We start from the raw sequence: 13,166 nt of genomic DNA, 5'->3' as shown, positions 1-13,166 counted from the left end.
TGACACATGCCTCGTAGTTTGAAGAAGGGCCCTTTCGTTGATCAGCACCTTTATGTAAAGGTTGCAGCTCAGAACGAGAAGGGCACCAAGAATATTATTAAGACTTGGTCCCGCCGCTCGATGATTATTCCCGACATGCTCGGACATACCATCGCAGTGCACGACGGACGCAAGCACGTACCCGTGTTCATCACTGAGTCAATGGTCGGACACAAACTCGGCGAGTTTGCACCGACCCGCACTTTCCGTGGCCACGTGAAGGACGACCGTAAGGGTAAGCGTCGCTAATATCGGATATCCGATATTAGATACGTTTTCCTTTCGGCAATAGACGAAAGAAAGATAGGCAATGGAATCTAAGGCATCAGCGCGCTATGTACGCGTCACGCCTATGAAGGCACGCCGAGTCGTCAACCTGATCCGTGGTAAGCAAGCGGAAGAGGCTCTGGCAATTCTGAAGTTCGCTCCTCAGGGCGCTTCAGAACCGGTTTACAAGATTGTTGCATCTGCTATGGCAAATGCTCGTTCCAAAGCAACTGCTGCGGGACTTCCTTTCAAGGAAGAAGAGCTTTTCATCAGCGAAGCATTTGTTGACGAAGGTCCTACGATGAAGCGGTTCCAGCCGCGAGCACAGGGCCGTGCATTCCGCATCAACAAGCGCACCAGCCACATCACCGTGGTTGTAGCAACCCCGGAGAAGGAGGAGGACCGATAAATGGGTCAGAAAATTAACCCCAACGGTTTCCGACTTGGCATCACCACCGGACACGTCTCCAAGTGGTTCGCAGACTCCAACAAGGAAGGCGAACGCTACAAGGACTTCGTCCGTGAAGACGTCAAAATTCGCGAGCTCCTCGCTAAAGATTTGGAGCGCGCAGGTATCGCAAAGGTAGAAATCGAGCGCACCCGTGATCGTGTTCGTGTGGACATCCACACTGCACGTCCAGGTATCTTGATTGGTCGCCGTGGTGCAGAAGCTGACCGTATTCGCGGTGAGCTTGAGAAACTAACGAACAAGCAGATTCAGCTCAACATCCTTGAGGTTGCTCAGCCTGAACTTTCTGCTCAGCTTGTTTCTCAGAGCATCGCAGAACAGCTCACCTCTCGCGTGGCATTCCGCCGTGCAATGAAGAAAGCAATTCAGTCCGCACAGCGTGCAGGCGCAAAGGGTATCCGTATCCAGTGCTCCGGCCGTCTTGGCGGTGCTGAAATGTCCCGTTCCGAGTTCTACCGTGAAGGTCGCGTGCCATTGCACACCCTTCGTGCGAACATCGACTACGGTTTCTTCGAAGCAAAGACCACTTTCGGCCGTATCGGCGTGAAGGTTTGGATCTACAAGGGCGATCTGACCGACAAGGAACTTGCTGCTCAGCAGGCTTCCGCACAGCGTGGCCGTGGCGACCGTCGTGGTAACGACCGTCGTCGTGGTGGCAACCGCGGACCTCGTCGCGAACGTCGCAACGACAACGCTTCGGTGAACACCGAAGCCAAGACTGCAGAAAACGGTGAGGCATAAATGCTTATTCCCCGTCGAGTAAAATATCGTAAGCAGCACCATCCCAAGCGTACTGGTATGGCCAAAGGCGGTACCGAAGTTACTTTTGGTGAGTGGGGTATTCAGGCACTAACTCCTGCATACGTAACCAACCGTCAGATTGAAGCTGCACGTATCGCAATGACTCGTCACATCAAGCGTGGCGGTAAAGTATGGATTAACATCTATCCTGACCGTCCCTTGACCAAGAAACCTGCTGAAACCCGTATGGGTTCCGGTAAAGGTTCACCCGAGTGGTGGGTCGCAAACGTAAAACCCGGTCGAGTCATGTTTGAACTCTCCGGTGTGTCCGAAGAAGTGGCTCGCGAAGCTATGCGCCTCGCAATCCACAAGCTCCCGATGAAGGCACGTGTCGTGCGTCGTGAAGGTGGTGAGTAAGCGAAATGGCAGTTGGATCAAAAGATCTCAGCATCGACAAGCTCGTTGAGCTCTCAGATGAGGCTCTCGTAGAAGAGCTGCGCAAGTCGAAGGAGGAACTGTTCAACCTCCGTTTCCAGGCAGCCACCGGTCAGCTTGAAAATCCCGGTCGTATCCGTTCCGTAAAGCGCGATATTGCACGTATTTACACCGTGTTGCGTGAGCGTGAACTCGGTATTCGTCCCGCAACCGAAGGTGAAGCCAAGTGAGTGAAGTAATGAACGAAGAGCGCGGCTACCGCAAGACCCGCCGCGGCTACGTAGTGTCCGACAAAATGGACAAGACCGTAGTTGTAGAGGTCCAAGATCGCGTAAAGCACGCGCTATATGGCAAAGTTATGAGCCGTAACTCAAAGATCAAGGCACACGACGAGCAGAACTCTGCTGGTATTGGTGACCTCGTTCTTTTGGCAGAGACTCGTCCGCTCTCCGCTACCAAGCGTTGGCGCGTTGTCGAGATTATCGAAAAAGCTAAATAGTTTTTTCAGATAGTTCTCTGCGAACATACGAAGAGTCCTCTCTTCCAGGAAACTGGAAGAGAGGACTCTTTCGTTTAACCACCTGTAAAAAGCTCTAAACCACGTTGAGCTGAGATATATCTGAACGTATATATAAGGAACGCTGAGAATAATAGCCCGTACCCGCAGAGTTACCCAATAAGGTCAGAAAAATATTACGAAATAGGCTAAAAACCTTTGTGTCTTAGCCTTATTTAAAGATAAGGTTAGGCTTTGTTTATATATTGGTTATGGCCAACTATGGGGCGGAACAATGACTTCAATCAACCGGCGTTTTTTCTTAGGAACAGCAGGAGTCTCAGCACTATTGTTGAGTGCCTGTGGATCTTCTTCTAAAGAAGACCCCAGCACAACCCAAAACTCCTCAGAAACACGCACTGTCACCGACGTTGAAGGGCTCGAAGTTGAGGTCCCTCTCAATCCACAACGCATTATCACCCTCTCTGAACCTACACTAGATGCCATCTTAGCGCTTGGACTAAAACCTATCGGAACCGTCGCAGGCCGCGGACAATCCACCGTCCCCCATTACCTCTACGAAAAAGCCTCCGACATTGAGCTACTAGGTTCAGTCTCCGAGCTCAACTACGAGGCTATCGGCAACGCATCACCCGACCTCATCCTTGCCGACGGAACCAGCATTAACAACAGGCCAGACATTCTCGAGATTTTGCGACAAATCGCGCCGGTAGTCTTCTGCGGTTATGCCGGAGGCCCCTGGAAAACTAACTTTGAAAATGTCTGCAACGCTGTCAACAAAGTTCCCGAAGGAAAGAAATATATCGAAGACTACGATACTTACGTAGCGCAGACTGCCGCAGAACTTAAAGACCGTTACGCTGATAAAACTTTCTCTATCGTCCGATGGCAGGGGAGTGGACCCTCCCTCATCCTCAAAGAACTTCCGGCAGGACAAGCCCTAGAATCTTTAGGACTCAAACGCCCTCACGACCAAGACATGCTAGGACGCGGGCACTCAGAACCAGTCTCCCTAGAGAACATGGCACGCATCGATGCTGACTATATGTTCCTTGGAACTCTCGGTGGGGCTAGTCAAGAGAACCCACACTCAGACTCCACCGCAGATCTTGAAGGAGCGAAGGAAGCTCTCAAACGGGCAGAACAGACCTCAGGGTTTACCGACCTTCGCGCGTACCGCGAGAACAACATTATCCTCGTGGACGGCTCCCAATGGACATCTACTGGAGGCCCGCTACTGATGCGAGGCATCGTCGAAGACGTCAAAAAATCTCTCTTATAAAACCCCATAACACTATCCTCTATCAACAATTTTCAAACCCACTACCTTTGATGGACGTACCTCATGCAAACTAACTCTTCATTGACTAAGGTCACTCGTTATACAGCAGTAGCCGCCTTGGCCGCTGCGTTAGTTGGCGCTCCGGCGATTGCCCCAACCTACTCCCTCTCCGGAAATACCGCTATCGCCCAAGAAACACCAGCAACAAAGACACTCTCTGTGAGCTCTACTGCAGACGCTGAGGGCAAAATTACCGTTATTGGTAGTGGGTTCATCTCAGCAGCAGAAGGCCGCGGTGCTGTTGTTGCCCTAAAATTCGATGCTGGAGGTGTCAATAATTTAGAACCTGTTGTACACCCTCTCACCGGCCAAAAAATCCCTAACAAAACAGTTAACTTTGTTGTAGTAGCTGAAGAAGACGGCAGCTTTGAAGCAAAAGTTCCCCTACCTTCACCGGCAAATAGCACGGTAAATGAAGCCGATTGGGCAGAAGGAACGACACATAACCTCACCGCACTCGTAGGCTCTCTCGGAGCACAAGACGTCCCCGGCAACGCGATGGTAGATTTCACTGTTGCTTATGCGCCTCAAGACACCGAAGACCAGTCCTCATGGACACACCTTCAGGTCGGGGACGCTCAACTTAATATTCGTCCCTATACAACTGGCGAAAAAATGCGCATCACAGGAACAGGCTGGCTTAAAGAAAATGGAGCTGAAGGATCTGTCGTAGTTCTAAAATTGGAGTCCAGCAGCGATGGAACCTTCTACGAACGCCCCGATAACTCTGCACAAGCACAATACTTAGGATCCTTAGGACTATTTGACCTCGGTAATGACCACACCGCATGGATGCTAGTAATGCCAGATGCACAACAGGTCAACGAAGAAAAAGGTATCTCTCTTGTCAAACCAGACGGCTCTTTCGACATTACCTTTGACGTACCTGAAGCCTTAAAAAATGGTTCTACCGGTCAATACCTCGCCGTTCAAGCGCTCTCAGGTCGTTTTGCCCCTGGCGATACTCGTCGTTCAGCAAAATCTCAACCAATTCCTGTCAACGGTATAGCTGCACAACCACCCCAAAAAGAAGAACCCACCGAAAAATGTGTTTCTTCCGAAACTAAACCAAGCGCACATTTTGAAAAGGACACTGTCGCACCAGGAGGAACATTACACCTCCTAGGAAAAGGATGGTGTAACGAAAACGGTGCAGGAGCAGCACGACTAGCTATCAAAATTGATGATGCCGCTATCTCACGTCTAGATACCTCCGTACATTCCAACAAAACTATTTGGACGATCGTGGACGCAAACCCCACAACCGGAGAAATTGACGCACATATTCAACTTCCGAAAGCAGACGGTTCAGATAGCTCACCGGCACTTACTGAAGGTGCACACTCATTGCGTCTACTGTCAGGTTCTCTTAAAGCAGGAGACATCAATGTTTCCTACGGTGGTCCTGGTGTCCTTGACTTCATTGTCGGTGCATATTCACCAACGACCATGCCAGATGTCCTCTCTGATAGTGAGCTAACCGCTCAAACGCAGAACGAGGTTACCGTCAAAGAATCTCAAAGAAAAGTGACCGTTCATGTTCCTCATGCACAACCACGACAGTGGGTTCATGTTACTCCCTATATTGACGGTTCTTCTCGCGCAACATGGTCTAGTGGATGGGTTCAATTAGACGACAACCGAACCATGGAATACACCTTAGAAGAAGGTCTACCTTCCGGACACTACAAAATGGTGGTTCAAGACGGTGAACAAGCTACCTTCGGCCAGCTTCTTGGCTGGGCAGGACTGGAGTACACCACAAACGAGCAAAAGAATTCTGCTCAAACACCTGCCACAGAACACCCACACATGCCGATGAACCCAGAACATCATGATTCTGCTACTGGTGGCGAGAACACTAAAAACGGTACTGTACCAGCTACCGAAGGTTCTTCCACCCAGCATCATACTGGTGCCGCAACGTCCTCTTTATCTCGAGCTACGTACAATAACGCATCAGCGCCTGTTTATTCTCCCGTACCAAATTCCTACGAAACAATTGCTGTGGCACCACCGAAGAAAGTGACGCGTATTGTTCGCGCCGCTTCACTGGCACAAGCTGCACAAGCAGAAAAAACTGCACAAGCGCAAAAAAATCAGCGAGAAGATGCTCGCAAGAAGACCGTGGCAGCTCCCTCACCCACGAAAAAAGCATCTGCTCCGGCCTCGCCAGCTCCTCACTCGTCACCTGCTATCGCCTCAACTGAAGCCACTGGGGTAGAAAAATCCTTCTGGGATAACACTGCTTCTGTCAATAACTTGCTCCTAATTGGTGCTGGCATTGTGCTTCTTGGCGCAGTCGCTATTCCTCGTAAAAAGCCCTTACGCTAACTCCGCATAATACTGTGAAAGTAGATGGCATCTAATGATGAAACTTTTCTCCCCACTAAAAACATTCTTCCTAGCACTGCTAAGCGTTCTCGCCCTCATCACAGGGATGAGCACCGCCTATGCGCTCCCTCCAGGGGGAGCGTCACCAAACACACCGGGAACAAGCTCCACCGTATCTCCGACAACGGTACGAGCCGGCGATACCGTATCTTTTACCGTGAGCGGATTCCCCGCCAATGAACAAGTACGTGTAAAAGTTGATGACGGTGCTGCGTGCCCTCGTGACGCCGCTCAAGGTGCGTGTGTTGTTCATCAGCAAAAGAGCGACGGAAACGGAAATGTTCGTGGTTCCTTCTTACTTCCTCGTGACCTCGAAGAAGGAGAACACACCTTACGTTTCTTGGCAACCGAAGTAATTCGTAATGCCTCAGGAGAACAGCAAGGAACCAAAGGATACTCTAATCAGTCTCCCATCTTCACCGTTGTTGGAGTGAATGAAAACTCTGCAGGAGGCACCGTCATCAGCTTGACTCCTGACCAAGTAAACCAGCGTGATGACCAGAACAACAGCTCTGCAGATCACTCCACACAGAACCAGACTGACCAGAATACTCAACAGAAAAACTCTGGTAACAATACTTCTGGCTCATCCAATAACGGAAGTTCCGAGCACCATTCTGACGAGAAGAATTCTTCTGGAGAACATTCTGGCCATCAGCACAATAATGCCTCCTCTGATAGCAACGAAAATGTTGAAGAAGAAATTGTCTACACTGATGCAGACGGAAACGTTATTTCTCGCGAAGAATATGACAAACTCATGGCTGCTTCTGAAAACAAGGACAAAAAACCTGCCTCATCTAGTCCTTCTGCTAGTTCATCTGCTTCTTCTTCAGCAAAGCCCTCAGCATCTTCGGCAACACCTTCTGCAACTACTGATGCAGTAGCACAAGAGAACTCTTCTAAAGTAACTGAAGAATCTGGAAATAGTGTCCCTTGGATTGGTATTGGAGCATTCCTTGCAGCTTTGATTGCTGCTGGAGTTATTGTCTTCAAACGTCGTAACGAAGCATAAAATATCTCTTGCTGAAAGGGTGGCCGGTGAGTTCTCCTGCCCAGACCGTACGGTATACGCAACGTATCCGTTGGATTATACTATTCGTAGTATTAAGCTGTATTGGAATAGTGCTCTCTATTCTCTTCGGCTCGCATTCACTCACCTTGCACGATATCTGGTCAGCCTTGACCGGCCACTCTTCTGGCATTGAAGAAAAAATTATTTGGGAACAGCGTATCCCTCGCACTCTTCTAGCAATTCTTTGTGGCGCAGCTTTAGCGGTCTCTGGGTCACTCATGCAATCTCTCACCCGTAACCCCCTTGCCGAGCCTGGCCTATTGGGAATCAACGCTGGTGCATCGGTAACCGTTGTATTATCGGTGATTTTTTGGGGAGTGCTCAGCATCGGTCACTACCTCATCGCCTCTTTCATCGGTGCTAGCATCGCAGCTGTAGCAGTGTATTTTCTAGGCCAAGGGACAAGCCATTCTATTGTGCGTTTAGCTTTAGCCGGTGTTGCTATCTCTGCTGCATTAAGCGCCTTAAACCAAGCACTTATTCTTAGCAATCAAGACGCATTTAACGAGTTTCGTTTCTGGGTAGCCGGATCTTTAGAAGCTAGAGATATGTCTATTGTGTATGCTGTTGCCCCCGTTATTGGGGTAGGCCTCATACTTGCCTTCGTCGTTACTCCCGCCATACATGCTCTATCACTTGGAGAAGAAGCTGCTATAGCATTGGGCGTTCATGTGAGAAGAACACAGTTTTTATCGCTTCTGGCGGTAACCTTACTAGCCGGATCTGCAACAGCCGCTATCGGGCCGATTTCTTTTGTCGGACTAGCAGTACCTTTTATTGTTCGTTATGTGTTAGGTAATGACGTCCGATGGGTGACTAGCGGTTCAGCTCTTGTTGGCCCACTCTGGCTCTTACTAGCAGATGTTATTGCACGCATCATCATTGCTCCTCAAGAAACCCAAGTAGGAATTATCGCCACACTTGTGGGCGCACCACTATTTATTGTGTTGATGTCACGCAGGAAGGTCGATGCACTATGAAAAATGTGTCAAAACCCTTGCGAATTCACGACAACCTTGCTGGTCAAAAAGTTCTCAGTCTTTCTGCTGGCTTAGTTTCTTGGCAAATAACCTGTCGCGTATTGGTCTACTGTCTAACACTGTCATTACTGATTATTGCCATGAGCTTTTGGGCCATGCTTCAAGGAGATTATCATCTGAGCCCGTTACAAGTTCTTCAAGCTTTTTACGGTGAAGGTAACAGACTCGGCATATATTTTGTGACTGAAGTACGTGCTCCACGTATTATCGCTGCCCTCATCGTCGGCGCTGCACTAGGAATTTCTGGAGCAATCTTTCAAGGCATATCAGGAAATTCTCTCGGCTCTCCAGACATCATCGGTTTCACCAACGGGGCAGCTACGGGTGCCCTTATCACCATTATCCTAGGTAACGCCACACCACTAGAAATTGCGGTGGGCGCTGTTTTAGGAGGTTTCGGAACATCACTGGCTGTCTGGTTCTTAACACGCCATACGGGTTTAAGAGGGTTCCGCCTTGTACTTATCGGCTTGGGTCTTGGGGCAACTCTTTCGGCGGTGAATTCTTTGCTGGTAGTACGAGCCTCTCTCACTCAAGCTCAAACTGCAGCATCATGGCTTGCCGGATCATTGAACACTATGAACTGGAATAAAATCATTTTTCTTGCAGTGTTCTTTACCGTACTCGTACCATTCTTGCTCCTACTTGCTCTCCCTTTAGACATTTTGAACTACGGCGATAACGTGGCATCCGGATTAGGGGTGAATGTTTCTACCATTCGAGTTCTTGCCCTTTTTGTCGGAGTGATTCTCGTATCCTTAGCTACGTCTGTGACCGGTCCACTAGCTTTTGTGGCTCTAAGTGCACCGCATATTGCACAAAAAATTGCTAAGAAGCGAACACTTTTCGCGGCAGGGCTGACCGGTTCTACTCTAGTTCTTGGCTCTGACCTTATCGGACAATACGCCTTCAATATGACGCTACAAGTGGGCATTGTGACAGGAGCTCTTGGCGGACTTTACCTTATCTACCTCATTGCAACGGAACGGAAGAAATAAGAATCTATGGAACAGCACGTAGCATCACGTCTTGAAGCCCATGATGTATCCGTCGGTTACGGTGAACATCGCGTCATTGAGGGGGTAGACTTCAAGGTTTTAGAAGGTGAACTTACCGTTATTCTTGGCCCTAACGCCTGTGGAAAGTCCACGCTCCTCAAAACTCTTGCGCGGGTTATTCCTCACCAGAAAGGTGAAGTATATCTTGACGGACAAAAGATGTCGGGTCTGAAATCAAAGAACATTGCACAGATTCTTGCCATGCTTCCTCAAACACCTCAAGCACCTTCTGGGGTGAATGTTTTTGACGTCGTTTCTCGAGGACGATACCCCCACCAGAGTCTGCTCAGCTCATGGAGCGAAGAAGACGAACAAATCGTCATTGATGCGATGAAAGCTGCAAATGTTCTTGAACTTGCTGATCGCCCTATCGAAGCACTTTCAGGAGGACAACGACAACGCGTCTGGATTGCGATGACTTTAGCTCAGCAAACACCGCTCATCCTACTCGACGAACCAACCACATACTTAGATATTACTCATCAAGTCGAGGTTCTTAACCTTACCCAACGCCTGCACCGGAGCGGACGAACTATCGCTGTTGTCCTCCATGATTTGAACCTCGCCTTCCGCTATGCAACGCATGTTGTGCTCATGAAAGACGGAGCAATTATTGCTCAAGGGCAACCACAAAAGATTGTTACTTCAGAGCTCATCCGCAAAGTCTTTGACCTAGATTGCATGATTATGCAAGACCCCTACACCGGTACACCCATGGTTGTTCCTGCCGCAGAACAAGAAGACCACGTATAGAAGCAAAAATACTCGTGAAGAATATCTCGAAGACTACCCAAAACAGTGCTGTAGATACATCAGAGCAAGCCTTAGCAAGCGCTCGCCGAACGCCCCCTAAAATTGCGCGCCCAACACCTCTAGTGCAAGTTTCTTCTGCTGTTATCGATACGATACATAAGAATCTTCACCACGCAAAAATAACAACTGATGAAGCAGCAGAGAGACTTTTAGCTATTGCTCAGCAGGGGAGTCCTCTCATAGAATCAGCTTCGTCTGACGATGAGCGTATCGTGACCTTCCTCTACCATGATCGGCAAGCTGAACAGGTGCTGATTTTTGTGAATCGTCTAACGGATGAAAAAAATATTGACGATTCTTTAATGAAACCTATTGGAAAGACCGGTTGGTTTAGTAAAAGCTTCTTGATGAAGACCAACTGGCGGGCTTCCTATTGTTATATTCCCGCTTATGCAGGTCAGACTCCGGCTTGGGTTACACAAGGCCAGCAGGTTCGTTTACGCGCAGCCTTAGACTCTGGTTATGCTGATGTATACAATCAGCACCGGTGTCTCAACCGCGCAGGTAAAGAACTAAGCGTCGTATCTTTATCTGAAGCCCCCGAACAACGGTATTTACCGGAGATGGAACAGCTTCGTTCTTTAGATAAACCCAAGTGGGTGCAGGCCCCCGAAGACCGCCAAATACTCGTACACTCTTTACCTCACGCGACAAAAGATTCACCGATAGCTCTTGTCTTTGACGGTGAGGTATGGCTGTCGATGGGTCTTCAACTGATGCTTGAAAGTGCTTTTGCTGAAGGCGCATTAGACCCTATGCACGTAGTGTTTGTGCGTTCGGGAGGTAGAGAACGACGTTGGGCTGAGCTAGACGGTACAGCACCTATGGGGCAGTATCTAATATCGTCTTTAATTCCGTGGCTTGAAGAACAATATGGTATCGGCATATCTCGTGGTTCTTTGATGGTGATGGGACAGTCTTTAGGAGGGCTTTCTTCCTTGTTACTTGCCCTAGATTATCCTCAAGAAGTTGGTGCTGTGATTTCCCAGTCTGCTTCTTTATGGCAACCAGTTGTTGCTGAATCATTACAACGTATTGTCTCTGAGAATGAGCAGGAACGTCTATCTCACCTATATTTTGATATTCAGGTGGGTGCTCAAGAATGGGTGTTAGAGCCTCCTCATCAAATTTTTGTTCGTCAACTTCGGCAAACTCCTGCCACCGTAAATTTCACTGTTTTCAATGGTGGACATGACTACGCGTGTTGGCGTGGAGACCTCATTCCGGCAATAAATCGAGCTCAAAAATATATGGCACGAAGGAAAGACCATCATGACTCATAATATTTTTCGTTCTGCTTTAATTCCTCCTCCAGCTATACCAGAGCAGTACGCTCAGCGTTATCGAGAAGAAGGCCTGTGGATTGATCAGACACTCCCCGAATTTTTCGTGGAGCAATGCCAACGTCATGCTGAATCTCTTGCTGTCGTTGGGCACTCACATACTTTATGGGAAGAGAAAACTCCTCCGACTATTCGATGGACGTATGCCGAACTTTCTCAGCACGGGTGGGATATTGCCTCTCGTTTGCGTGCTGGAGGTGTTCGTCCCGGAGATAGGGTGCTTTTGCAATTACCGAATATCGCTGAGTATATGAGTGCGTTGCTCGGTATCTTTTACGCGGGGGCTTTACCTGTCTTTTGTATGCCTTCACATCGGGAGCGAGAGCTATCTCATTTTGCTCGTAAGACTGATGCCGCAGCGCATATCTTTTCTTCTCGTGTACCTGGAATGGACCTATCAGCAGTCTATTCTTCTTACTCTCAGATGCTTCGTGATGAGGGGAAAATTCCCCCACTTGGATATGATGTTTGTCATCCGTGGGAGCTTAAAGAGCAAGAACATCTGCAAGAGTTAACAACTGTGGTGAACACTCCTGCGCAGAAGAAGAGCGAACAAGTAGCGTTCTTACAACTTTCTGGAGGAACTACTGGTGTTTCTAAACTGATTCCGCGCACTCATGCTGATTATTTATATTCGGTACGAGAATCTGCAAAGATTTGTCAGCTACGAAGTGATAGTACTTTTTTGGTGGTGCTTCCTGCTTCACATAATTTTACGATGAGTTCTGCGGGAATCCTTGGGGCAATGTATGTTGGCGCAACCATCGTCTTTGCTGCAGATCCGAGCCCGCAGACTGCGTTTACTCTTATTGCTCAAGAGAATGTTAAAGTTGCGGCTTTAGTCCCTCCGCTAGTGCAAGCGTGGATTGCTTCTGCACAACGACGTACCCCCGATTTGAGTTCTTTAGAGCTTCTTCAAGTGGGTGGAGCCAAGCTATCACGGTCTGTTGCTCAAAATATTAAACCTGTGCTGGGGGCAACCTTACAACAAGTTTTCGGTATGGCGGAAGGCCTTGTTAACTACACACGTGCAGAGGATAGCGATGAACTACGATATAACACTCAGGGCAAGCCCATCAGCGCCTTTGATGAAATACTAATCGTGGACGACCACGACAACCCTGTTCCGGTGGGGGTCTCTGGGCATTTACTGACTCGAGGACCTTATACGATTCGTGGTTATTATGATGAGCCTGCCATTAACGAGAAAAGTTTCACTGAAGATGGGTTTTACCGTTCTGGGGATATTGTGAAATTACATCCCGATGGAAGCCTAGAAGTGACAGGACGTGCCAAAGATCAAATTAACCGTAATGGCGAAAAAATTGCGGTTGATGAGATCGAAGATTTGGCGTTATCTCACCCTAAAATCTATGACGCTATTGCGTTAGGAATCCCGGATAAGACTGTTGGCGAACGCGTCTGTTTGGTAGTTGTTCCTTATCCCGGAGAACATTTTGAGGCGAATGCACGTGAAGAGCTTCAACACTTTTTCACAGAGCAGGGACTTGCCTCATATAAGATTCCTGAACGTGTAGAGGTGATGCGCTCTTTACCGACAACAAAAGTTGGAAAAATTTCTCGAAAAGATGTGCGAGTTCAGCTACTCGAAACATTGTCATACTCATAAAAA

14 protein-coding genes are annotated in these 13,166 nt (G+C 48.6%); all 14 read left to right on the top strand.

The annotated features are described in order from the left end of the window. Positions 1 to 6 precede the first annotated feature (6 nt). Complete coding sequence (gene rpsS / locus ACN08Z_RS01935) at positions 7 to 288, top strand: 30S ribosomal protein S19 (RefSeq protein WP_419100878.1); 282 nt, start codon at positions 7 to 9, stop codon at positions 286 to 288. A gap of 61 nt (positions 289 to 349) precedes the next feature. Beyond that, positions 350 to 715: a 50S ribosomal protein L22 gene (gene rplV / locus ACN08Z_RS01930; RefSeq protein WP_419100877.1), complete on the top strand. Its 366-nt coding sequence runs from the start codon at positions 350 to 352 to the stop codon at positions 713 to 715. Next, entirely contained in the window at positions 716 to 1,516 is an 801-nt protein-coding gene (rpsC, locus tag ACN08Z_RS01925) for a 30S ribosomal protein S3 (protein WP_419102936.1), read from the top strand. It abuts the gene before it with no gap. Further along, positions 1,517 to 1,933, top strand: a complete 417-nt coding sequence (gene rplP, locus ACN08Z_RS01920; RefSeq protein ID WP_204877182.1) for a 50S ribosomal protein L16 — start codon at positions 1,517 to 1,519, stop codon at positions 1,931 to 1,933. It abuts the gene before it with no gap. Between the two features lie 5 nt (positions 1,934 to 1,938). Next, a complete protein-coding gene (gene rpmC, locus ACN08Z_RS01915; RefSeq protein WP_419100875.1) occupies positions 1,939 to 2,181 on the top strand; it encodes a 50S ribosomal protein L29 in 243 nt (80 codons plus the stop codon). Beyond that, on the top strand, positions 2,178 to 2,450 hold the full coding sequence (gene rpsQ / locus ACN08Z_RS01910; RefSeq protein WP_419100874.1) for a 30S ribosomal protein S17: 273 nt from the start codon (positions 2,178 to 2,180) through the stop codon (positions 2,448 to 2,450). The genes rpmC and rpsQ overlap by 4 nt, the downstream gene beginning before the upstream one ends. Before the next feature lie 292 nt (positions 2,451 to 2,742). After that, positions 2,743 to 3,750, top strand: coding sequence for an ABC transporter substrate-binding protein (locus ACN08Z_RS01905; protein WP_419102935.1), 1,008 nt, complete (start codon positions 2,743 to 2,745; stop codon positions 3,748 to 3,750). Positions 3,751 to 3,813: 63 nt separating this feature from the next. After that, positions 3,814 to 6,144, top strand: a complete 2,331-nt coding sequence (locus ACN08Z_RS01900) for a hypothetical protein (protein ID WP_419102934.1) — start codon at positions 3,814 to 3,816, stop codon at positions 6,142 to 6,144. Positions 6,145 to 6,178: 34 nt separating this feature from the next. Next, positions 6,179 to 7,219: a plasmid partitioning protein gene (locus tag ACN08Z_RS01895; RefSeq protein WP_419102933.1), complete on the top strand. Its 1,041-nt coding sequence runs from the start codon at positions 6,179 to 6,181 to the stop codon at positions 7,217 to 7,219. A gap of 26 nt (positions 7,220 to 7,245) precedes the next feature. Beyond that, a complete protein-coding gene (locus ACN08Z_RS01890) occupies positions 7,246 to 8,259 on the top strand; it encodes a FecCD family ABC transporter permease (protein WP_419102932.1) in 1,014 nt (337 codons plus the stop codon). Next, the gene (locus ACN08Z_RS01885; protein ID WP_419102931.1) at positions 8,256 to 9,317 is read left to right on the top strand and encodes a FecCD family ABC transporter permease; all 1,062 of its coding nucleotides are present in this window, start codon (positions 8,256 to 8,258) and stop codon (positions 9,315 to 9,317) included. The genes ACN08Z_RS01890 and ACN08Z_RS01885 overlap by 4 nt, the downstream gene beginning before the upstream one ends. Positions 9,318 to 9,323: 6 nt before the next feature. After that, the gene (locus ACN08Z_RS01880) at positions 9,324 to 10,130 is read left to right on the top strand and encodes an ABC transporter ATP-binding protein (protein WP_419102930.1); all 807 of its coding nucleotides are present in this window, start codon (positions 9,324 to 9,326) and stop codon (positions 10,128 to 10,130) included. A 14-nt stretch (positions 10,131 to 10,144) separates the two neighbouring features. Beyond that, on the top strand, positions 10,145 to 11,473 hold the full coding sequence (locus ACN08Z_RS01875; RefSeq protein WP_419102929.1) for an alpha/beta hydrolase-fold protein: 1,329 nt from the start codon (positions 10,145 to 10,147) through the stop codon (positions 11,471 to 11,473). Continuing rightward, positions 11,463 to 13,163 (top strand): (2,3-dihydroxybenzoyl)adenylate synthase, encoded by a 1,701-nt coding sequence (locus tag ACN08Z_RS01870; RefSeq protein ID WP_419102928.1) that lies wholly within the window; start codon positions 11,463 to 11,465, stop codon positions 13,161 to 13,163. Before ACN08Z_RS01875 ends, ACN08Z_RS01870 begins: the two co-directional genes overlap by 11 nt. Positions 13,164 to 13,166 lie beyond the last annotated feature (3 nt).

This window comes from Rothia sp. P7181 (assembly GCF_048513015.1).
GTDB lineage: Bacteria > Actinomycetota > Actinomycetes > Actinomycetales > Micrococcaceae > Rothia.
This window is presented reverse-complemented; position numbering and strand designations above follow the sequence as displayed.